At 67.3% G+C, this 19,053-nt stretch carries 19 protein-coding genes; 6 read left to right on the top strand and 13 right to left on the bottom strand.

Annotated features, from left to right (window positions below; genetic code table 11):
* Positions 1 to 241: 241 nt before the first annotated feature.
* From EKL94_RS04940 to EKL94_RS04925, 4 genes are all read right to left on the bottom strand, one after another.
* A complete protein-coding gene (locus EKL94_RS04940) occupies positions 242 to 1,564 on the bottom strand; it encodes an ABC transporter permease (protein ID WP_126928226.1) in 1,323 nt (440 codons plus the stop codon).
* 13 nt (positions 1,565 to 1,577) lie between these two features.
* The gene (locus EKL94_RS04935; RefSeq protein WP_126928225.1) at positions 1,578 to 2,735 is read right to left on the bottom strand and encodes an ABC transporter permease; all 1,158 of its coding nucleotides are present in this window, start codon (positions 2,733 to 2,735) and stop codon (positions 1,578 to 1,580) included.
* A gap of 14 nt (positions 2,736 to 2,749) precedes the next feature.
* Positions 2,750 to 3,439: an ABC transporter ATP-binding protein gene (locus EKL94_RS04930; RefSeq protein ID WP_049399872.1), complete on the bottom strand. Its 690-nt coding sequence runs from the start codon at positions 3,437 to 3,439 to the stop codon at positions 2,750 to 2,752.
* Between the two features lie 102 nt (positions 3,440 to 3,541).
* Positions 3,542 to 4,795 (bottom strand): efflux RND transporter periplasmic adaptor subunit, encoded by a 1,254-nt coding sequence (locus EKL94_RS04925; RefSeq protein ID WP_126928224.1) that lies wholly within the window; start codon positions 4,793 to 4,795, stop codon positions 3,542 to 3,544.
* Between the two features lie 202 nt (positions 4,796 to 4,997).
* Between EKL94_RS04925 and EKL94_RS04920 the strand changes: the two genes are divergently transcribed.
* Genes EKL94_RS04920 through EKL94_RS04905 form a run of 4 tightly spaced genes read left to right on the top strand, consistent with a single transcriptional unit; the run spans position 4,998 to position 8,487 of the window.
* On the top strand, positions 4,998 to 5,894 hold the full coding sequence (locus tag EKL94_RS04920; RefSeq protein ID WP_126928223.1) for an ABC transporter ATP-binding protein: 897 nt from the start codon (positions 4,998 to 5,000) through the stop codon (positions 5,892 to 5,894).
* Positions 5,891 to 6,667, top strand: coding sequence for an ABC transporter permease (locus EKL94_RS04915; RefSeq protein WP_126928222.1), 777 nt, complete (start codon positions 5,891 to 5,893; stop codon positions 6,665 to 6,667). Before EKL94_RS04920 ends, EKL94_RS04915 begins: the two co-directional genes overlap by 4 nt.
* Before the next feature lie 6 nt (positions 6,668 to 6,673).
* The gene (locus EKL94_RS04910; RefSeq protein ID WP_126928221.1) at positions 6,674 to 7,888 is read left to right on the top strand and encodes a sensor histidine kinase; all 1,215 of its coding nucleotides are present in this window, start codon (positions 6,674 to 6,676) and stop codon (positions 7,886 to 7,888) included.
* Positions 7,885 to 8,487 (top strand): response regulator transcription factor, encoded by a 603-nt coding sequence (locus tag EKL94_RS04905; RefSeq protein WP_126928220.1) that lies wholly within the window; start codon positions 7,885 to 7,887, stop codon positions 8,485 to 8,487. The genes EKL94_RS04910 and EKL94_RS04905 overlap by 4 nt, the downstream gene beginning before the upstream one ends.
* 362 nt (positions 8,488 to 8,849) lie before the next feature.
* Here the strand turns inward: EKL94_RS04905 and EKL94_RS04900 are convergent, their stop codons facing one another.
* From EKL94_RS04900 to EKL94_RS04860, 9 genes are all read right to left on the bottom strand, one after another.
* A complete protein-coding gene (locus EKL94_RS04900) occupies positions 8,850 to 9,386 on the bottom strand; it encodes a cytochrome b (RefSeq protein ID WP_126928219.1) in 537 nt (178 codons plus the stop codon).
* Positions 9,383 to 10,486: a catalase family peroxidase gene (locus tag EKL94_RS04895; protein ID WP_126928218.1), complete on the bottom strand. Its 1,104-nt coding sequence runs from the start codon at positions 10,484 to 10,486 to the stop codon at positions 9,383 to 9,385. The genes EKL94_RS04900 and EKL94_RS04895 overlap by 4 nt, the downstream gene beginning before the upstream one ends.
* 143 nt (positions 10,487 to 10,629) lie before the next feature.
* The gene (locus tag EKL94_RS04890) at positions 10,630 to 11,997 is read right to left on the bottom strand and encodes a leucyl aminopeptidase family protein (protein WP_126928217.1); all 1,368 of its coding nucleotides are present in this window, start codon (positions 11,995 to 11,997) and stop codon (positions 10,630 to 10,632) included.
* 3 nt (positions 11,998 to 12,000) lie between these two features.
* Positions 12,001 to 12,720: an HAD family hydrolase gene (locus tag EKL94_RS04885; RefSeq protein ID WP_126928216.1), complete on the bottom strand. Its 720-nt coding sequence runs from the start codon at positions 12,718 to 12,720 to the stop codon at positions 12,001 to 12,003.
* A gap of 31 nt (positions 12,721 to 12,751) precedes the next feature.
* Positions 12,752 to 13,861 (bottom strand): AI-2E family transporter, encoded by a 1,110-nt coding sequence (locus EKL94_RS04880; protein ID WP_126928215.1) that lies wholly within the window; start codon positions 13,859 to 13,861, stop codon positions 12,752 to 12,754.
* Between the two features lie 67 nt (positions 13,862 to 13,928).
* Complete coding sequence (locus tag EKL94_RS04875; RefSeq protein ID WP_126928214.1) at positions 13,929 to 14,396, bottom strand: protein sip-5; 468 nt, start codon at positions 14,394 to 14,396, stop codon at positions 13,929 to 13,931.
* Positions 14,393 to 14,863, bottom strand: a complete 471-nt coding sequence (locus tag EKL94_RS04870) for a phage holin family protein (RefSeq protein WP_010486934.1) — start codon at positions 14,861 to 14,863, stop codon at positions 14,393 to 14,395. Before EKL94_RS04870 ends, EKL94_RS04875 begins: the two co-directional genes overlap by 4 nt.
* 8 nt (positions 14,864 to 14,871) lie before the next feature.
* Positions 14,872 to 15,237 carry a hypothetical protein gene (locus tag EKL94_RS04865; RefSeq protein ID WP_032128158.1) on the bottom strand — a complete coding sequence of 122 codons (366 nt, stop codon included), beginning with the start codon at positions 15,235 to 15,237 and terminating at the stop codon, positions 14,872 to 14,874.
* A gap of 101 nt (positions 15,238 to 15,338) precedes the next feature.
* Positions 15,339 to 16,772, bottom strand: coding sequence for a Do family serine endopeptidase (locus EKL94_RS04860; RefSeq protein WP_126928213.1), 1,434 nt, complete (start codon positions 16,770 to 16,772; stop codon positions 15,339 to 15,341).
* A gap of 491 nt (positions 16,773 to 17,263) precedes the next feature.
* On the opposite strand from EKL94_RS04860, the gene EKL94_RS04855 reads away from it, so the two are divergent.
* Positions 17,264 to 18,172: a histone gene (locus EKL94_RS04855; protein ID WP_126928212.1), complete on the top strand. Its 909-nt coding sequence runs from the start codon at positions 17,264 to 17,266 to the stop codon at positions 18,170 to 18,172.
* A 107-nt stretch (positions 18,173 to 18,279) separates the two neighbouring features.
* On the top strand, positions 18,280 to 18,933 hold the full coding sequence (locus EKL94_RS04850) for a hypothetical protein (protein ID WP_260473377.1): 654 nt from the start codon (positions 18,280 to 18,282) through the stop codon (positions 18,931 to 18,933).
* Positions 18,934 to 19,053: the final 120 nt, after the last annotated feature.

The following is a 19,053-nucleotide window of genomic DNA, read 5'->3' as shown; positions in this document are numbered from 1 at the left end:
CGCTGCGTTTGCGATGGGCAGAGGCATCGATAGCGGCGGATTTCCCGCAATCTGTAGCAGTGCGCGTGCGCAGGCATCCATCCACGCATGGCGTGGATCTACTGGACGACCTGGCTCATCACCAAGCGTGGATGCGCTGCATCAGTAGATCCACGCCATGCGTGGATGACGCGCAAAAGAAAAGGGACGGAGCCTTCGCTCCGTCCCCCTGCGTGATGCGCAGTCCACTACTGTGTGATGCTCAGGTTTCGCGCAACGCCGTGGTGATCGGCAAACGCGCCGCGCGCAGCGCCGGGAACAGGCCGCCGACCAGGCCGATACCCAGCGCCCATTTCAGTCCGGTCCACAGCAGTTCCGGCGACACATGGAACTTGAACACCACCGCGCTGAAGTTGCTGCCGATGGTGGACACGCTGTAGCCATTGAACAGCAGCCACGCCACCGCACACCCCAGCAGGCCACCCAGCAGCGCCAGCAGCATCGTTTCCAGCATCACTGCCGTCACCACCGGCAGGCCACGGAAGCCGATCGCGCGCATGGTGGCGATCTCGCGCGCACGCGTGGCCACTGCGGCATACATGGTGTTGAGCGCGCCGAACACCGCACCCACCGCCATGATCGTGCCGATCACCTTGCCGAGGATGTCGATCAGCTTGGTCAGCCCGCCGCCCTGCTTGCTGTAGTAGGCGCGGGTGGTTTCCACGTCCAGTTTCAGGCGCGGGTCGGCGGCGACGGCGGTCTTGAACTGCTCGAAGCCGGCCTTGCCATCAGTGCGCACGCTGATCGACTGCCACGCGCTGCGCTGGTAGGTCGTGGCCAGTGTATCGGCGTCGGTCCACAGTTCCGAATCATGTGCATCACCGGTGGCGAACACGCCGACTACGGTCCAGGTCTGGTTGCCCAGGGTCAGCGTCTTGCCCACATCCAGATCGCGGAACTGGCCCTTGGCGCCCTGGCCGACCACGATCTCGCGCAGGCCGGTGGCGAACCTGCGGCCTTCGACAATCTTGACCTTGTCATGCACCGCCCACGCCTGCGGGCCGACGCCGCGGAACTGCGCGTTGACGTCGGTGCCATCGGACTTCGACACCAGGTTGACTACCTGCGACAGCTCCGGTGACAGCAGCGGCCGGCCTTCGGCATCGCGAGTGATGCCGGGCAGGGTGGACAGCGTCGGCACCTGCTCGCGGGTGATCACCGAGTTGGTCTCGGCCTGCGAGCCGCCGCGCAACACGATGGCGGTGGTGTCATCGCCGGTGTTGTTGAGCGTGGCCTGGAAGCCTTCGCCCATCGCCAGCATCGCCACCAGCACGCCGACCACACCGGCGATGCCGACCACGATCACCGAGGACGCGCCCCAGCGCTGCGGCAGGCTGGCCACGCCGATACGGGTGGCGGCCAGCGCCAGCCGTCCGCCACGGGTCAGCAGCAGCCACAGCGCTACCAGCGCGGCCACGGCCAGCACGCCAAACCACGGCAGGCTGATCCACAGCACCAGGCCGATCACCAGCAGCAGCACCGTCACGCCGTTGCCCAGCCACTTCTTGAGTTTGCTCTTGAACATGTGGGTGTCCTCCTCAGCGGCCGGCCAGTGCGTCGACGATCTTCAGGCGCTTGGCACGCAGCGCCGGCAACAGGCCGACGATGATGCCGATCACCACGATCAGGCCCAGCCCCATCAGCCAGGTCGGCGTTGGCACGTGCGGCGGCAGCATGCCCATGCTTTTCGGGCCGATCGCCGGCAGGATCAGCGCGGCCAGGCCCATGCCGATCAGGCCACCCAGGCCGATCAGCAGCACCGACTCCACCATCACCAGGGTCAGCACGGTGCTGTCCTTGAAGCCCAGCGTCTTCAGCGTGGCCAGTTCGGGCACGCGCTCGCGCACCGCCTGCGCCATGGTGTTGCCGGTCAACAGCAGCAGGGTGAAGAACACCGCACCCATGATCGAGGTGACGATCATGCCGATGTCCGCGAACTGCTTGACGAAGGCCTGCTGGAACGCCGATTCGGTCTGGGTCTTGGTCTCGTGGTCGGAGTTGGCCGAGATCGCATCGATCGCCTGCGCCACCCGCGAGGACTGGTCCGGATTGTCCAGCGTCACCGTGTACCAGCTCACCTGGTTCTTGATGTAGTCGTTGGATTCATCGAAGTACTTCCAGTTCATCATCAACTGGCGTTCTTCGTTGGAAGCCTGTGCCGGATCCCTGGAACGGTAGATGCCCTTCAGTTCCAGCGGCCAGTCGTTGCTGCCGCCCCGCGGGAAGATGGTTGCCTGCAGCGGGATGGTGTCGCCGATCTTCCAGCCGAACTGCTTGGCCAGGGTTTCGCCGACGATGGCGCCGGTGCGGGTCTGTTTCCAGTCTTCCAGCTGTGCCGGGTCGATCTGCAGTTCGCGGTAGACATCGAAGTAGTTGGGTGACACCGAGAAGTTCGGGAAGAAATTCTTCGGGTCCTGGTAGATGCCACCGAACCACATGCCATAGGCCACATCACGCACGCCGGCGACCTGGCGTATCTGCGTTTCCAGGCGGATCGGCAGCGACTGGGTGATCGACAGCCGCGAAGCAACCACCAGGCGGTTGGCGCCTTCCACGCTGCCACCGGAGGTGAACGCCACGCGCACCGAGTCGAGCATGCCGAACAGCAGGAATGCGGCCACCACCGAGAGCAGGGTCAGCAGGGTGCGCGTGCGGCTGCGGAACAGCTGCGCCCACACCAATGAGAAGTATTTCATCGCCGTGGCCTCCGTCAGTGGGCCAGCGGCGCGTCGGCCAGCTCGCCCTTGTCCAGGTGCACCGTGTGCGTGGCGTACTCGGCGGCCTTCGGGTCATGGGTGACCATGATGATGGTCTTGCCGTGCTCGCGGTTGAGCTGCTGCAGCAGGCCGAGGATTTCCTCGGCAGACTGGCGGTCGAGGTCGCCGGTCGGTTCGTCGCAGATCAGGAAAGTAGGGTCGGAGACGATCGCCCGCGCGATCGCCACGCGCTGCTGCTGGCCGCCGGACAGTTCATTGGGGCGGTGGCTGCGGCGGTCGGCCAGGCCGACCAGGGTCAGCGCGATCTCGGCGTTGCGCTTGCGCTGCGCCGCATTGAGATGGGTCAGCAGCAGTGGCAGTTCCACGTTCTTCTGCGCGGTCAGCATCGGCATCAGGTTGTAGAACTGGAACACGAAGCCGACGTGGTGGCTGCGCCAGGTCGACAGCTGGCCGCCACTCATCTGGTCGATGCGCTCGCCTTCGATGCTGATCTCGCCACCACTGGGGTTGTCCAGGCCGCCGATAAGGTTGAGCAGAGTGGTCTTGCCCGAGCCGGACGGGCCCATCAGCGCGACGAAATCGCCGCTGGCGATGTCCAGGTCGATGCCGTGCAGCACCTGCACTTTCTCGGGGCCACGCTGGTAGGTCTTGGTGATGTTGCGCAGTGAAACCAGGGTCGACATGGGTGGTTCTCCACGGAAGGCAGGAAACAGGGAAGCGCACCTGCGGTGGCCGCAGGCGTGCGTCGAGCGGTGTTGCCGGCGGCGCCCGTGGGCGCCAGGCCGTTACTGCGCTTGTTTCAGTTGCACCTTGGCGCCATCGCGCAGGGTGTCCGGCGGGTTCACCACCACCGATTCACCTGCGCTCACGCCCTTGAGGATCTGGCGGTCCTTGCCCATTGCCTGGCCGGCCTCGACCGTGCGCTGCTGCACCCGGCTCTCGTCACCCAGCACGAAGGCCACCGAGGCACCCTCGCGCTGGACCACGGCGCCGCCCGGCACGCGCACACCCTGCGGCTTGGCGGCCGCCTGCGGCTGCGCCTGTTCCAGGAAGCTGACGCGCACGCCCATCTCCGGCACGATGCGCGGGTCTTTCACCTTCAGCGCCACGCGTACCTTCACCGTGGCCTTGCCGCGGTCGGCGGTGGGGATGATGGCGATGACCTCACCGGGAATCTTCCATTCCGGGTAGGCGTTGAGCGTGGCTTCCACCGGCATCTTCGGCTGCACGCGGCCGATGAAGGCCTCGCCGACCTCGACTTCGATCTCCAGCGAATCCATGTCGACGATGGTGCCGATGCCGGTACGGGTGAAGCCGCCGCCCGCCGACAGCGGCGAAACGATTTCGCCGGGCTGCGCCGCCTTGGCGGTGACCACACCGGAGAACGGCGCGCGCACGATGTTGTTGTCCACGCCCAGGTCGGCGATGGCCAGCTGGGCGTGGGCAACCTTGACGTTGCGCTGGGCGGTCTCCAGCTGCGCACGCAGGCTGTCACGCTGGGCCACGGCCTGGTCGTACTGCGAGCGCGACACCAGCTGCTGGCCGACCAGCGCCTGCAGGCGGCTGGCCTCGGCGGCGGCCTGCTTCTGTTGTGCCTCCAGTCCGGCCACCTGGCTGCGTGCGGCCTGCAGCTGCGAGGCATACAGGCTGCGCTGGGCATCGGCATCGATCGGGTCCAGAGTGGCCATGATCTGGCCCTGCTCCACGCGCATGCCTTCCTCGATCATCACCTCGCGCACCTTGCCGGTGATCTTGGCAGACACCGTGGCCATGCGCCGGGCGACCACGTAGCCACTGGCATCGAGCACGGAACTGCTGGCATTGCCCTGCTGGATGGCCACCGCGGGCGCGGTTTCCACTTCCACGGCCGGCGCGCGGCCGAACAGGAAAGCCACGGCAGCGGCGATCAGCAGCACGACCACGATGATCGCGATCCACAGCCAACGACGGCCACCGCCATTGCTACCACCACCGGAGGCGGGCGGCGGCGACTTGCGGTCGATACGGAGTTCCTTCAACAGCTCGGCAGAAGCGTTCATTCGTTCCATCACAGGCGTTCGGGCGGGTGTGGCCGGAAGAGCGGACGGCGGCGGTTCCGGCGGTGGAGCGTGCGGCACAGCATGAAGGCAGGCACAGCGATGACGGCAGTGACAGCTGTCATCCGATGACACTGACGGCGGCAACTGCGAAATGTGACCACGGCGGCACAGGATGGCAACGTCCCCGCTACCGGTACCGCCCATGGATCCGATCGCCCCGTCGCTGGCCCGCCTGCAGCAGGTGCAGGTGCGCTATCGCGACCATACCGCCCTGCATGGCATCGACCTGCAGGTCCGCGCTGGCCAGGTGCTGGCATTGCTGGGCCGCAACGGTGCCGGCAAGAGTACCGCGATCAGCGTGCTGTTGGGCCTGCGCCGCGCCGATGCCGGCCAGGTCGAGCTGCTCGGTGGCGACCCGCAGCAGCGCAGCAGCCGCCTCGGCCTGGGCGTGATGCTGCAGAGCACCAGCCTGCCGCCGATGCTGCAGGTGGACGAACTGGTGGCGCAGGCCAGCGCTTGCTATCCGGACCCGATGCCGCTGCAGGAGATACTGCAGCGTGCCGGTCTGCAGGCGCTGGCACGCCGTCGCTACGGTCAGCTGTCCGGTGGCCAGCAGCGCGCCGTGCAGTTCGCCATCGCGTTGTGCGGCCGCCCGCGCGTGCTGTTCCTGGACGAGCCCACCACCGGCCTGGACATCCAGGCGCGGCAGGCGATGTGGCAGGCGATCCGGCAGCTGGTGGCCGAAGGCTGCGGCGTGCTGCTGACCACCCACTATCTGGAAGAGGCCGAAGCGCTGGCGCAGCAGGTGGTGGTGCTGGAGCAGGGCCGGGTGCTGGCCGATGCACCGCTGAGCGAGCTGCGCCTGGCCGATCGGCCGCGCCGCATCCGCTGCCGCAGCGTGCTGACTGTTGAAGATGTACAGCAGTGGCCGGGTGTGCAGCAGGTGCAGCGCGACGGCGAGCACCTGCAGCTGCTGGCGAGCCCGGCCGAGCCGGTGGTGGCGCGTATGCTGGCCGCCGATGCACTGCTGCGCGAGCTGGAAGTACAGGGCGCGGCACTGGCCGACGCCTTCCTCGACATGACCCGGGAGGCCGCATGAACACCCTTGTCCGCAGCGCCAGGTTGCCGCTGCCTGCCTGGCGCCGGGCCCTGCGCCCCTACCGCGCTGAACTGGTGGCCGAACTGCGGCGCGCCTGGCGCACGCCGGCCTTCGCGGTGCCCTCGCTGCTGTTCCCGGTGCTGTTCTACCTGCTGTTCGGTGTGCTGCTGGGGCGTGGTCATGCACCGCTGTACCTGCTGGCCACCTACTGCGTGTTCGGTGCGATGGCCCCGGCGCTGTTCGGCTTCGGCGTGCAGCTGGCGCTGGACCGCGAAGGCGGCCTGCTGACTCTCAAGCGCGCGCTGCCGATGCCGCCGGCGGCACCGTTGCTGGCACGGCTGGCGATGGCGGTGATGTTCGCGCTGCTGGTGGCCTCGTTGTTGATCGGCGTGGCATCTGTGCTGGGTGGTGTGCAGCTGCACGCCCTGCAGGTGCTGCAGCTGCTGGCGGTGGCGGGCCTGGCGGCGCTGCCGCTGGGGGCGATCGGCCTGCTGATCGGCAGTCATGTCAGTGCCAGCGCAGCGCCGGCGATGGTCAACCTGGTCTACCTGCCGCTGGCCCTGCTGTCGGGCCTGTGGCTGCCGCTGTCGGCGCTGCCGAAGCTTTTCTCGACGATGGCCCCACTGTGGCCGACCTGGCATCTGGCGCAGCTGGCGCTGCCGGTGGTCGGGCTGCCGTCGGTGGGCAGCATGGCTGGCCATCTGCTGGTGCTGCTGGCGGTCACGGTGGTGGCGCTGCTGCTGGCGCGCCGCCGCCTGCGCCGGATCGGCTGAACTGGCATGATCGGCAGCGATCATTCCCGCCTGGATTCTTCCGTGTCGTCGAGCTGGCTTGCGTCCCTGCTGCGCCCCGCACCGGATTCGGCGGTGGCCGACCTGCTGAGGCGTGGCAAGTCGCCCTGGAGCGGTGCGATCCACCTGCTGTGGTCGGTCTGGATCTTCCTCACCCCGGTGCTCGGCAATGGCTTCACGGTGCGCTGGCTGCTGCTGACCGTGGCCAGCTATCCGCTGTTCCTGCTGCTCTATGCGAAGGTGATGCTGGCGCCACGGCACCACGCATGGCGCTACGCGCTGGGCATGATCCTGATGGCTCTGGTGCTGCTGCCGTGGTATCCGTCGGGACTGAGCTACTTCGTGTTCGGTTGCGTGATGATCCGCATGAGCAGCCGTGGCGGCTGGTGGGTGTACCTGTTGCAGCTCACCGGCCTGAACCTGTTGTTCGGCGGCGCTGCGCTCTACTTCGGTTATCCGTGGCAAGCCATGGTGTGGATGCCGGCCGTGTCGTTCATCGTCGGCCTGGTGGTGAACGTAGAAGCCTTGAGCCACCAACGGGACGTTGCCCTGCAGCTGTCCCAGGACGAGGTGCGGCGGCTGGCCACCACCGCCGAGCGCGAGCGTATCGGCCGCGATCTGCATGACCTGCTGGGCCACACGCTGTCGCTGATCACGCTGAAGCTGGAACTGGCGCGCAAGCTGTACGACCGTGATGACGCGCGCGCGCGGCAGGAGATCGGCGAGGCCGAGGCGATCGCCCGCGAGGCGCTGGCCCAGGTGCGCAGTGCGGTGACCGGCATCCGCGCCAGCGACCTGGCCGGCGAGCTGGCATCGGCGCGCCTGCTGCTGGAATGCCAGCAGGTACACCTGCAGTACACGCCGCCGCCGCCGATGCCGGTCGACGTGGAACGTGGGCTGGCGCTGGTGCTGCGCGAGGCCGCGACCAACATCGTGCGCCACGCACAGGCGACCCGCGTGCAGGTGGATTTCATGCTTGAGGAACGACAGTTGGTGATGCAGATACGCGATGACGGCCGCGGTGGCGTACAGGCCGAGGGCAATGGATTGTGTGGCATGCGCGAACGGGCGATGGCGCTGGGCGGCCAGTTGTCACTGCAGTCGCCGCGCGGAGAAGGCACGGTAGTGACCGTGCGCGTGCCACTGGTGGCCGCAACCACGCCGCTGTCGCCAGCATCATTGGCGCAGGATGGTGCCGCATGATCCGCATCCTGCTGGCTGAAGACCAGGCGATGGTGCGCGGTGCACTGTCGGCGCTGCTGGGCCTTGAGCCGGACATCGAGGTGCTGGGCAGCGCTGCCGATGGCGAGGCGGCGTGGCGCATGCTGCAGCAGCTGCAGCCGGACATCCTGGTCACTGACATCGAAATGCCCGGCCTGTCCGGGCTGGAACTGGCCCAGCGCATCGCCCGCCACGAGCTGCCGATCAAGGTCGTGATCGTGACCACCTTCGCCCGTGCCGGTTTCCTGCGCCGCGCGCTGGAAGCGGGCGTGCTGGGCTACCTGCTGAAGGACGCACCGGCCGAGAACCTGGCCGATGCCCTGCGCAAGGTGATGCAGGGCATCCGCGCGATCGACCCGCAGCTGGCACTGGATGCGTGGTCGCAGGCCGACCCGCTGACCGACCGCGAGCGCCGCGTGCTACGTCTGGCGGGCGAGGGCCGTACCGCCAGCGAGATCGCCGAACAGCTGGGGTTGTCGCACGGTACGGTGCGCAATTACCTGTCCGAGTGCATCGGCAAGCTGGGCGTGGCCAACCGGATCGAGGCATACCGGATGGCGCGGCAGAAGGGATGGTTGTAGGGGCGTGCGCGGACACACTGGTAGCGCCGGGCGGTGCCCGGCGGATCATTTCCGCGCCTGCGGAGAGGTGTCACTTTCTTTGCTCGTGCAAAGAAAGTAACCAAAGAAACACGCCGCCAGAACGCGAGCCGTCGCTGCGCGCCGGTTCCCTGCGCTTCTCGGTGAATCAGGGGACGGCGCCGAACTCGCTGCGCTCAGACATCGGCGCCTCTGCGCCCCTGATTCCCCTGCGATGCTCGGCTCGCTCAAGGCGGACCCAACGTCAAAGGCAAAAGCTGCACCCAGTAGATCCACGCCGCGCGTGGATGCTCTTGTTGTTGATCTTGACCTTCCAGTTCGCCGGGAACACCCGGCGAACCCTTTCAATCCTTCCCGCGCGCCATCGCCTGGAACACGCCATCGCGCCGCACCCACAGGTGGAACAACGCCGCCCCCACGTGCATCAGCACCGTGGCGAACAACACATACGCAAGCAGGCTGTGCGCATTACGCAGCGCGGCATACAACGCCGGGGTGTGCGGCACGATCGGCGGCAGATGCAGGCCACCCCACAGCACGATCGGGTAACCGCCGGCCGACAGCATCGCCCAGCCGATCAGCGGCATCGCCAGCATCAGTGCGTACAGCATCCAGTGCGAGGCCTTGGCTGCCATCACCTGCCATACCGGAAGATCCGCCGGCAGCGGCGGCGGGCGATGGCGCAGCCGGTTGTACAGGCGCAGCAGCACAAGCACGCCGATGGCGATGCCCAGTGGGCGGTGCAGGTCGATCAGCATCGGCCGCAGATGCAGCGAGGCGACCATGGTCACGCCGACGAACAACATGGCGATGATCATCAGCGCCATGGACCAGTGCAGCACCCGCGCCAGCAGGTTGAAGTGGCCGTTGCCGGTGCTCATCGTGCGGCCTCCTTCGGTTGCTCGACGTTGCCGGTGGCGCGCTCGCGTTCGCGGCGGTTGAAGGACTGCGAGTACACCGCCGAGCGGGCCGCCAGGATCGGATCGTCACTGCCGCGCACGCCGCTGGGCAGGATCAGCGGATCGAAGTTGATCTGGCCGCACGCGCCTTGTTCCTGCGACTGCATGCGGTCCAGGCTGAGTACGCCGGCCACCACCTGATCACGCGACTCGGGCCACGGCACCGACGGATCATCGATGGCATCACCGGGCTCGGCGGTGGTCACGATCAGGTTCCAACGCACCGGGCCGCTGGCCAGGCGCTGCTGCAGTTCCTGGCTGAGGAAATCGACACTGGCCTGCTTGCGCGTTTCCGCATCCATTTCCACCACCGGCGCCTGCGGCTGCCAATGCCAGCGCACCGCGCGCTTCTGGCCCTGCGCATTGGTGAACCAGAAGCTGTTGACGCTGTTGAAGGTGGTGTCGGCCCAGCTGCTGGTCCATGGTGCCGTCTTGGCCCACTGCTGGAACGCCTGTGCACTGGGGTATTTCGCCAGCACTGCAGCCATTTTCTCCGGGTCGGGCTTGCCGGTGGCCGGGTTGGGAATGGAAGCACGGGTCTGTTCGAAGAAGGCTTCGGCGTTGGGCACGGCGAAGAACGGGAAGCTGTTCATCGCCATCCGCCATTCCTGGCCGTCATCGCTGACCATCTGCACCGCCAGGCTGCGTACGCGTGCGGTGTTGTCGGCGCCGTAGGGATCACCGCCGCCGATCGACAAGCGGCCCATCACCGGCACACGGGCCTGCGAGAACACCCGCGCGCTGGACAGGGTGGGGGCCTGCGCGCTGGGTTCGAACCAGCCGCTTACGCAGATGCCCTTGCTGTGCGCGCGTCGGAAGCCCGGATGGGCCGGGCCGGTGGCCTCGATGGTGTCGGTGAAGCGCTGCGCGGTGAGGCGGTCGCCGATCCAGCCGGCCAGCCAGGCGAAGGCCAGCGCGACGGCACCCAGAATGAGTGCGATCAGTGCGATCCAGGGCAGGGGGGAATGCTTGCGCGGTGCGCCCGGTGTCTGGCCGGCGCGGGTGTAGCGGAAGAGCGACATGGTCGGGTTCCTGCCTTCACGGAGCGTGTGGGTGGTCGACCCACACATCCTCGCAGAACCCGGCCGGGGCCGAAATTCAATTTTTCGTCAGATCTTCCGGCCCCATCGGGGCGGGCAGCGCCGGGCAGGGCCCGGCGCCTCCCTCAGGCGTAACGCGACTTCAGCATCGCCCACGCCGAACGCAGCGCCAGCGCTTCACCACCGGCCGGACGGCCCGGGCGTTCGCCATCGTTCCAGGCGTACACGTCCAGATGCGCCCAGCGCTGGCCGTCTTCCAGGAAGCGCTCCAGGTACAGCGCGGCGGTCACCGAGCCGGCCATGCGTGAACCGGCATTGGCCAGATCGGCGATGCCGCTGCTCAGGTAACGCAGGTAGGGGCGCCACAGCGGCATGCGCCAGACCGGGTCGCGGGTCGCATCACCGGCCTGCAGCCACTGCTGCGCCACGTTGTCGTCATTGCTGAAGAGCGCCGGCAGATCCGGGCCCAGCGCGATGCGCGCGGCGCCGGTGAGGGTGGCGAAGTCCAGCACCAGATCCGGCTTCTGTTCGCTGGCGAAGGTCAACGCGTCGCACAGGATCACGCGGCCTTCGGCGTCGGTGTTGTCGATCTCCACGCTCAGGCCCTTGCGGGTGGCGATCACTTCGCCCGGGCGGAAGGCATCGGGACCGATCGCGTTTTCCACTGCCGGCACCAGCAGGGTCAGGCGTACCGGCAGCCCGCGTGCCATCACCAGGCCGGCCAGGGCCAGTGCATGCGCGGCGCCGCCCATGTCCTTCTTCATGTTGCGCATGCCGTCGGCCGGCTTGATGTCCAGGCCACCGGTATCGAAGCAGACGCCCTTGCCGACCAGTACCAGCGCCGGATCGGTGTCCTTGCCCCAGCGCAGCACGACCAGGCGCGGTGCGCGGTGCGAGGCACGACCGACAGCGTGGATGGCCGGGAAGTTCTGCTTCAGCAGTTCGTCGCCGGTAATCGCCTCGACCTGCGCGCCATGCGCATCGGCCAGTGCGCGCGCGGCGTCTTCCAGCTGCTGCGGACCCATGTCTTCGGTCGGGGTGTTGACCCAGTCACGCACGCGCAGGCTGGCGGCGATCAGGTCGGCCACTTCGCCGGTCGGCTCAGCCACCAGGCGCGCCGGCGCACGGTGGCGCTTGCGATAGCGGTCGAAGCGGTAGCTGCCCAGGCCCCAGCCCAGCTGCAGCAGCGCCAGTTCGGCGGCCGGCAGTTCGCTGGCCAGCTGCCACACGCTGCCTTCCGGCAGGGCATGCGGGGCATGCGAATAGCTGTAGGCATCGGCGCGATCACCGACACCGATCACCGCACCGGCCAGGCCATCGGCGCCGGGCAGCAGCGCCGTGGTGAAGGCACCGGCGGTGAACCCCTGCGACGCCAGCCATGCCTGGGTGGCGGCCGGTTGGCCGTCCTTCCAGGCCGCGAACTGCTCGCGGTCCAGCACGTACAGCGGCAGTGCGGCGGCGGTGTCGGCAGTGAAACCAGTGATCTCGCTCATGCGTCAGGTACTCCGGGGTGCGGCAGCGTCGAGGTTGGCATCCAACCAGTCGGCCAGGCCGGTGAGGGTGTCGAACTGCAGGTCCGGCTGCAGCTGCGGATGGGTCCAGGTGGCTGCTTCGCGGTTGATCCAGCAGCCGCGTAGGCCGGCGGCAATCGCCCCGGCCACGTCCATTTCGGCGTGGTCGCCGACGTGCAGTACCTGTGCCGGCGCCACACCCAGTCGGGCGCAGGCGGCGTGGAAGATGCTCGCCTCCGGCTTGGCCGCGCCGTGTTCGCGCGCGCCCAGCTGGAAGGCGAAATGATGGGCCAGGCCGATCCGCTCCAGATCGGCATTGCCGTTGCTCAGCGCTGCGACCGGCACCCGCGCGGCAATCCGCGCCAGCGCATCGATCGCATCGGGGTAGCACTCGACCTGGTTGCGCGCGGCGAAGAACACTTCATACGCCGGCTCCAGCAGATCCAGGCTGGCACCACTGGTGTGCAGCGCTTCGTGCAGGGTCAGCCGGCGCAGTGCGCTCAGGTCATGATGGAGGTGCGGATGGGCGTGGTACAGGCGCTCGCGCAGTTCGCGCATCGCCGCCACCGGATACATCTCGGCCGTGGCGGGGCTGTGTTCACGCATCCACTCGTGCAGGACCAGGTCGATGCGGGCGCCGATCGGAGCGAACGGCCACAGCGTGTCGTCAAGGTCGAGGGTGATGGCTTGGACGGGGAAATTCACCCCGCCATTCTACCCCTGCCCGCGCGGGCTTTCATTCCAGCAGGCGTGCCCAGCCCTGCATGCCGTCCAGCCGTGCCAGCACCAGCTTGATGCAGACCAGCAGTGGCACCGCCAGCAGCAACCCGATCATGCCCCAGGCCCAGCCGAACACCATCAGCGCCAGGATCAGCACCAGTGGCGACAGTTTCATGCGCCGGCCCAGCACGATCGGGGTCACCATCTGCCCTTCCAGGGTGTGCAGGCCCAGGTAGGCGGCGGCCGGCAGCAGGGCCTGCAGCGGGTCGCGGAACTCGACGAAGCCCATCAGCAGCATCAGCGCCACGCCGATCAGCGGGCCCACGTAGGGGGCGAAATTCAGCAGCGCGGCCACCGTGCCCCACAGCAACGCCTCCTGCAGGCCGATGCCGAGCAGCATCAGCACGCCGGCGAACACCAGCCCGACCAGGGTGTTGATCACGCTGATGGTCAGCACGTAGCGCGAAACCTCGCGCTCGATCGAACGCAGGATGTCACTGGTGAAGCGCTGCTGCTGGCGATTCGGGAACAGCGCGATCGCCGCGCGCTGCAGGCTCTGCCCGTAGATCATGAAGAACAGGGTCAGCAGCACCACCGCCAGCACCGAGGCGGCCAGCCGCGGCGCACGGGTCAGCATGCGGTACGGGTCGTCGAGCTGGGCGCGGATCACCTGCACCTTGCGGTTGCTGTCGCCACCGGCAACGCGGGCGAAGTTTTCCGCGGCCTGGTTGGCCTGCTGCACCGGCTTGGTCAGGTCCTGCACCTGGCGGGCGATCTTGCGCAGCTGCTGCGGTGCTTCCTGTGCCCATTCCATTGCCGGGCCGATCAACTGCACCGCCAGCGAACCGGTCACGCCCAGGCCGGCACCGAGGATCAGCAGTGCGCCCAGCGCACGCGGAATCCACAGCTTCTGCAGCAGGCGCAGGATCGGGTTGCCGACCAGCGCGAAGAACATCGCCAGCAGCACCGGCAGGATGATGTCCTGCGCTGCCCACAGCGTGTAGCCCACCGCCAGGGTCGCCAGCACCACCAGCGACATCGGCCCGCGCGGGCGCGATGCGGGCGGCAGCGGTACGTCCGGTTGTTCGGGGCCGGCCGGTGACGGGGACAGGAGGGACTCGCTCATCGACGCACCAACCGGGAAGGGGAGCGCATTATCCGCCGGCCGCGATCGGCGCGGCGGATTCCATGGATCAACGTTCGGACAGCTCGGTGGCCGCTTCGGCCGGACGCGGCCCGCGCAGGTCCAGCTCCGGTTCTGGCTCAGGCACGGAGCGTGGTGCCGGTGCCGGCCGTGCGTCGGCAGCGGAGGCCGCCGCCTGTGCCTGTTCGCTGGCATCGTCGGCTTCTTCGGCCGCGTCGTCGGCGCTGGCTGCGGCCTGCGCCGCCATCGCCGTGGCGAACGCCGCCTGCGCACTGGCGAACAGGTTCGAGACCGAACCCACCATCTGCAGCCAGCGGGCACCATTGACCTTGCCCGGCACTTCCAGCTTGCCGGCGATGAAGCCACCGGCCAGGCCGACCACTACGATGCGCAGCGGCGACCAGCCTTTTCGCCAGACGTCGCTGAGCGTGGACCAGTGGTCCTGGGTTTCGCCCAGGCGAACCGTCACCACCTGTTCGCAGCGTTTCACCCGCCGTTGCAGCGCGCCGAACTTCATGGCTTGCCCTCGGGTAGCTGCACCTCGGCATCGGGATCGTCTTCGCTGGGCTCGTCGAACAGGCCCAGGCGTGACAGCTGGCGCCGGGTAGCGTGCATGCCGGTGTGGTGGAAGAAGTAGGACACCCGCCAGATCGCATAACCGGTGACGGCCAGGCTCAGCAGCGAGGTGATCAGCAGGGCCTGCAGCCAGCTCAGGCCCCAGCTCTGCAGCAGGGCGATGAGGGTGGCGGCCATCAGCAACCAGGCCGAGGCACCGAACACGATCGCCACGCCGGCCCAGGCCAGCGCACGACCGAACGCACTGCGTGCCATCGCGAAGTCGGCCGAGGCCAACCGGCGCAGCGAGCGCAGCGTGTGCTTGGCCGAATCGGCAGCGGCACGACCGGCCGCACCGACCTGTCGGATGCTCTCATCCAGCGGCGGGGTGGCCGCTGGATCAGGGGCTTGCGCGTTGTCTTCGCTCACGCCGCGGCTTACTTGTCGCTGCTGCCGCGGGCCAGCTTGGCGATGATCCAGCCGGCAGCGAAGGCAACACCGAACGAGGCCAACGGACGTTCACGGATCAGCTCAGCGGCGCTGTCGATCAGATCCTTGCCCTTGTCCATCAGCGCATCGACCTGTTCCTTGGCGGCGGCACCACCGAATTCGGCGGCGGCCAGGCCGGACAGTGCGCTGTCGGACAGTTCAGCCTTGACGTTGGCCTTGCCGATACGCAGTTCGTCGCCGGCTGCGCCGGTTGCACCCTTGATCGCACCGCCGGCGGCCGACGCGGCCTGCTTCAGGTGGGAACCGGCTTCACCCAGGTGTTCCTTCAGGTTCTCGGTATTGGTGGGGCTCATCGAATCACTCCTGTTGCGATGGGGGAACGGGTGTCGGCGGTGCCGACCTGGACTGACAGCAATAGCATTGCCGGGGTATAGGGGGTGTTACGGCAGGGCGATCAGCGCATCACGAGCTGGCCCTGCTGCTGGCCATTGTTGCGCAGCACGCGTATCACCAGGGTCGGCGGGCGCTGCTGGAAGTTGGCGCGCCAGCTGGCCAGGTCGGCGAATTCGCCCACCGTGGCATCGGTGATGATGTCGCCCTGCTGCAGGCCGTTGGTGGCCGCGCGGCTGCCGCGCTTGACCTCGCTGACCAGCACGCCGCCGACACCGGACTGGCGCAGCGACTCGGGCAGGTCGACAAAGGTGGCCCCGGTCAGACGCGGGTCCAGGCTCTCGCCGGCGACCGCGCGCGCCTGTTCCTTCAACGTTGCCTTGATCTGCAGCGGCTTGCCCTCGCGGCGCACGTCCAGCGTCAATGCGCTGCCGACCGCGGCCAGGCCTTCCACGTTGTGCAGGGCTTCGGCGCTGTCCACGCGTTGGCCATTGGCCGAGACCACCACGTCGCCCGGCTTCAGGCCGGCAGCGGCGGCGGCCGAACCGGCCAGTACACGGGTGACCAGCGCGCCGCGGGTTTCGCCCAGGCCCAGGCCCTGCGCGATCTGCGCGGTCAGGTTCTGGCTTTCCACGCCCAGTGTGCCGCGCACCACCACGCCGTGCTTGACCAGCTGGTCGACCACGCTGCGTGCCAGGTTGGACGGAATCGCCAGGCCCAGGCCGATGTTGCCGGCCATGCTGCCCTGCGGGTTGAAGCTGGCGGTATTGATGCCGACCAGCTGGCCCTGCAGATCGACCAGTGCGCCACCCGAGTTGCCCGGGTTGATCGATGCATCGGTCTGGATGAAGTTCTGGTAGCCCAGCCCGCGGATGCCGCTGCGGCCTACCGCCGAGACGATGCCCGAGGTGACCGTCTGGCTGAAGCCGAACGGATTGCCGATTGCCACCACGAAGTCACCGACCCGAAGCTGGTCGCTGTTGCCGAGCTTGATGTCGGTCAGGTTCTGCGCCGGAATGCGGATCAACGCGATATCGGTATCGCGGTCCGAACCGAGGAACTCGGCCTTGACCGTGCGCCCGTCGGCCAGTGTCACCTGTACGTCATCGGCGTTGTCGATGACATGGTGGTTGGTCAGCACCAGGCCCTCCTTGGCGTCGATGATCACGCCCGAGCCCAGCGATTCGTTGATGCGTTCCTGCGGGATGTCCGGGAACAGGCGGCGGAAGAACGGGTCGTTGAAGAAGGGATTGCGTACGCGCACCACCTGCTTGGTGTTGACGCTGACCACTGCCGGCATCGCCTTTTCCAGCATCGGTGCCAGCGACGGCACCGCCTGTCCGGCCACCGAGGCTGGCAATGCCGCCGTGGTCGGCAGTACCGCTGGCAGCGGCGCGGCGTCGGCACGGTTGTCCAGGTGGGCATTGATGCCGGTGGCAACGAAGCCACCGAAGGCGGCGGCGATTGCGAGCGTGAGCAGGGTGGGAAGCGGTCGCATGGGAGTCGGTTCGCTGGCGTGGGTGGGGGCGGTTCGGCCCTACGGTAAAACAAGCTGAATGAGTGTGTCGCGATCTGGATAAATGCGCCATGAAAACCCGGCGCACGGAACGCGGGTCGGCATCGCCATCTGTGGGGCGGTGGCGACAGCATCGGGCGTGCTTCTCAACGTGCCGAGGTCTGCTGAAGCGCGTGTGGATACAGGCCGATACTTGCGCAGTTCTGCGCATCCTGGTGCCGCGATGCGCCATATCGCACGCCTTCCGCCGCATTCGGGCAGGTGCGCGCAGGCAGCATCTGCCGCTACCCGGATCGTGCGGCGCAGCACTGAAAAAAAGGGGTTTCCTGTCAACCCACTGTGCTCATGAGGGTGCTCGGCTACACCATTGCCGTCGCAGCAGATGCGATTGCTGGCGCACGCCCCGTTCCACGATCGTCAATGTCGGTATAGCATCGCCCCGTTTTGATACTTAAGGCCCGCAGGAGGGCAACATGAGCAACGGTAATGGTGTGTCGGTCGTGACCGACGCCGTCGAGAACGTCAAAGAAACCGCCACCAACGTTGGCGAGACCATCGCCCACGCTGCCGAAGACGCAGTGAAGTCGGTCAAGAAGACCGTCAAGCGCGCCACCAAGGCTGCCGGTACCCGCGTTGCCAAGGCCAAGAAGGCCGTGGCCAAGGTCGAGAAGACCGTTGCCAAGAAGGCCGAAAAGGCTGCCAAGTCGGTCGGCAAGACTGTTGCCAACGCCAAGAAGAAGCTGGAAGCCGCCAAGAAGAACGCCAAGGCCGAAGCCGCTGCCCTGAAGAAGGAAGTGGCCAAGAAGAAGGCGGCTGCAGGCAAGGCTGTGGCCAAGAAGGCCGCCGCTGCCAAGAAGACCACCAAGGCCGCCACCAAGGCTGCCGGCAAGAAGGTCGCTACCGTCAAGAAGGCTGCCACCAAGAAGGCTGCCGTCGCCAAGAAGACCGTTGCCAAGAAGACCGCGGCCGCCAAGAAGGTTGTCGGCAAGAAGGTTGTCGGCAAGAAGGTCGCCACCGCCAAGAAGGCTGTGGCCAAGAAGACCGTCGCCGCCAAGAAGGTCGCTGGCAAGAAGGCCGTGGCTGCGAAGAAGGTTGTCGGCAAGAAGGTTGCCGCCACCAAGAAGGTCGCCACCAAGAAGACCGCCGCCGCCAAGAAGGTTGTCGGCAAGAAGGCTGCTGTGGCCAAGAAGGCCGTCGGCAAGAAGACCGCGGCTGCCAAGAAGGTTGTCGGCAAGAAGACCGCCGTTGCCAAGAAGGCAGTTGGCAAGAAGGTTGCCGCCACCCGCAAGACGGTTGCCAAGAAGGCTGCCCCGCTGAAGAAGGTCGCCGCCAAGAAGGCTCCGGCCAAGAAGGCCGTGCGCAAGGTCGCCAAGCGCAAGTAATCGCGCCCTGACCGAAGGCCCTGCCACCCACCGGGTGGTGGGGCCTTTCGCGTTTCTGGGGCGCGGACTGGGGCAAGATGCAGGTTCTTCCCGCCGGAGCCCCGGGCATGCGCGGTATCGACTTCAGTTCCTGGCAGGGCGTGCTGTCCACCTTGGCCGGCCTGGTCCTGATCACCCTGCTGGGCGTGGGCATCCGCCTGCTGGTGATGCAGACCCTGCAACAGCGCCGCGAGCGCGAGAACCGGCAGATCAACGAACGGCTGCGCACGCTGATGGCGGCCTACAAGACCCTGGGCGGTTCGTTCACCGGCGAACTGGGCGTGGATCCCAGCCACCGCCGTGACCTGCGCCAGCGCGAAGATGCCGAAGGCATCGCCGAACCCCGCTCGGATCGCGCGCGCCGCATCCGCGATGCCGTTGAAGCGGCGCTGTCGGACATCCTGCTGCTGGGCACCGACGAACAGGTGCGGCTGGCCGCGCGTGCCGCCAACGATCTTGCACAGGGGCGACCGGTGCACACCCACGAACTGGTGGTCTCGCTGCGCGACTTCGTGCGCGAAGCGCTGGACCTGGCGCCGATTCCGGCCGACCTGCAGATACCGCCGCAGGGGCCGACCCGGCCGGGTGGTGCCAGTGGCGGTGGCAAGGGTCGCAACGACGGCGATGCTAAAGGCGGTCGTGCGGGGGGCGTCCCCTTATACACATCTGACGCTGCCGACGGTCTTTCGCTTTATGCGATGTGCGGCTGCCGGTCCCCTTAGACAAAATACAACGCTTTCGAAATAAACATCATACCAGATCGCTGAATCGCTAAATCGTACTGCACATTTACGGTGTTGGATAAGTGCATATCACAACAATCATCAGCACAGCATAATACA

Origin of the sequence: Stenotrophomonas maltophilia, from assembly GCF_003970865.1 — a bacterium.
Taxonomy (GTDB): domain Bacteria; phylum Pseudomonadota; class Gammaproteobacteria; order Xanthomonadales; family Xanthomonadaceae; genus Stenotrophomonas; species Stenotrophomonas maltophilia_AR.
This window is presented reverse-complemented; position numbering and strand designations above follow the sequence as displayed.

Bases quoted from the DNA above. Each gene is read 5' to 3' on its own strand.
- EKL94_RS04860 (WP_126928213.1), bottom strand. From the start codon at position 16,772: ATGCGACCGCTTCCCACCCTGCTCACGCTCGCAATCGCCGCCGCCTTC.
- EKL94_RS04905 (WP_126928220.1), top strand. From the start codon at position 7,885: ATGATCCGCATCCTGCTGGCTGAAGACCAGGCGATGGTGCGCGGTGCA.
- EKL94_RS04940 (WP_126928226.1), bottom strand. From the start codon at position 1,564: ATGTTCAAGAGCAAACTCAAGAAGTGGCTGGGCAACGGCGTGACGGTG.
- EKL94_RS04900 (WP_126928219.1), bottom strand. From the start codon at position 9,386: ATGAGCACCGGCAACGGCCACTTCAACCTGCTGGCGCGGGTGCTGCAC.
- EKL94_RS04875 (WP_126928214.1), bottom strand. From the start codon at position 14,396: ATGAAGTTCGGCGCGCTGCAACGGCGGGTGAAACGCTGCGAACAGGTG.
- EKL94_RS04855 (WP_126928212.1), top strand. From the start codon at position 17,264: ATGAGCAACGGTAATGGTGTGTCGGTCGTGACCGACGCCGTCGAGAAC.
- EKL94_RS04915 (WP_126928222.1), top strand. From the start codon at position 5,891: ATGAACACCCTTGTCCGCAGCGCCAGGTTGCCGCTGCCTGCCTGGCGC.
- EKL94_RS04930 (WP_049399872.1), bottom strand. From the start codon at position 3,439: ATGTCGACCCTGGTTTCACTGCGCAACATCACCAAGACCTACCAGCGT.
- EKL94_RS04925 (WP_126928224.1), bottom strand. From the start codon at position 4,795: ATGAACGCTTCTGCCGAGCTGTTGAAGGAACTCCGTATCGACCGCAAG.
- EKL94_RS04890 (WP_126928217.1), bottom strand. From the start codon at position 11,997: ATGAGCGAGATCACTGGTTTCACTGCCGACACCGCCGCCGCACTGCCG.
- EKL94_RS04865 (WP_032128158.1), bottom strand. From the start codon at position 15,237: ATGAGCCCCACCAATACCGAGAACCTGAAGGAACACCTGGGTGAAGCC.
- EKL94_RS04850 (WP_260473377.1), top strand. From the start codon at position 18,280: ATGCGCGGTATCGACTTCAGTTCCTGGCAGGGCGTGCTGTCCACCTTG.
- EKL94_RS04880 (WP_126928215.1), bottom strand. From the start codon at position 13,861: ATGAGCGAGTCCCTCCTGTCCCCGTCACCGGCCGGCCCCGAACAACCG.
- EKL94_RS04910 (WP_126928221.1), top strand. From the start codon at position 6,674: ATGATCGGCAGCGATCATTCCCGCCTGGATTCTTCCGTGTCGTCGAGC.
- EKL94_RS04935 (WP_126928225.1), bottom strand. From the start codon at position 2,735: ATGAAATACTTCTCATTGGTGTGGGCGCAGCTGTTCCGCAGCCGCACG.
- EKL94_RS04920 (WP_126928223.1), top strand. From the start codon at position 4,998: ATGGATCCGATCGCCCCGTCGCTGGCCCGCCTGCAGCAGGTGCAGGTG.
- EKL94_RS04895 (WP_126928218.1), bottom strand. From the start codon at position 10,486: ATGTCGCTCTTCCGCTACACCCGCGCCGGCCAGACACCGGGCGCACCG.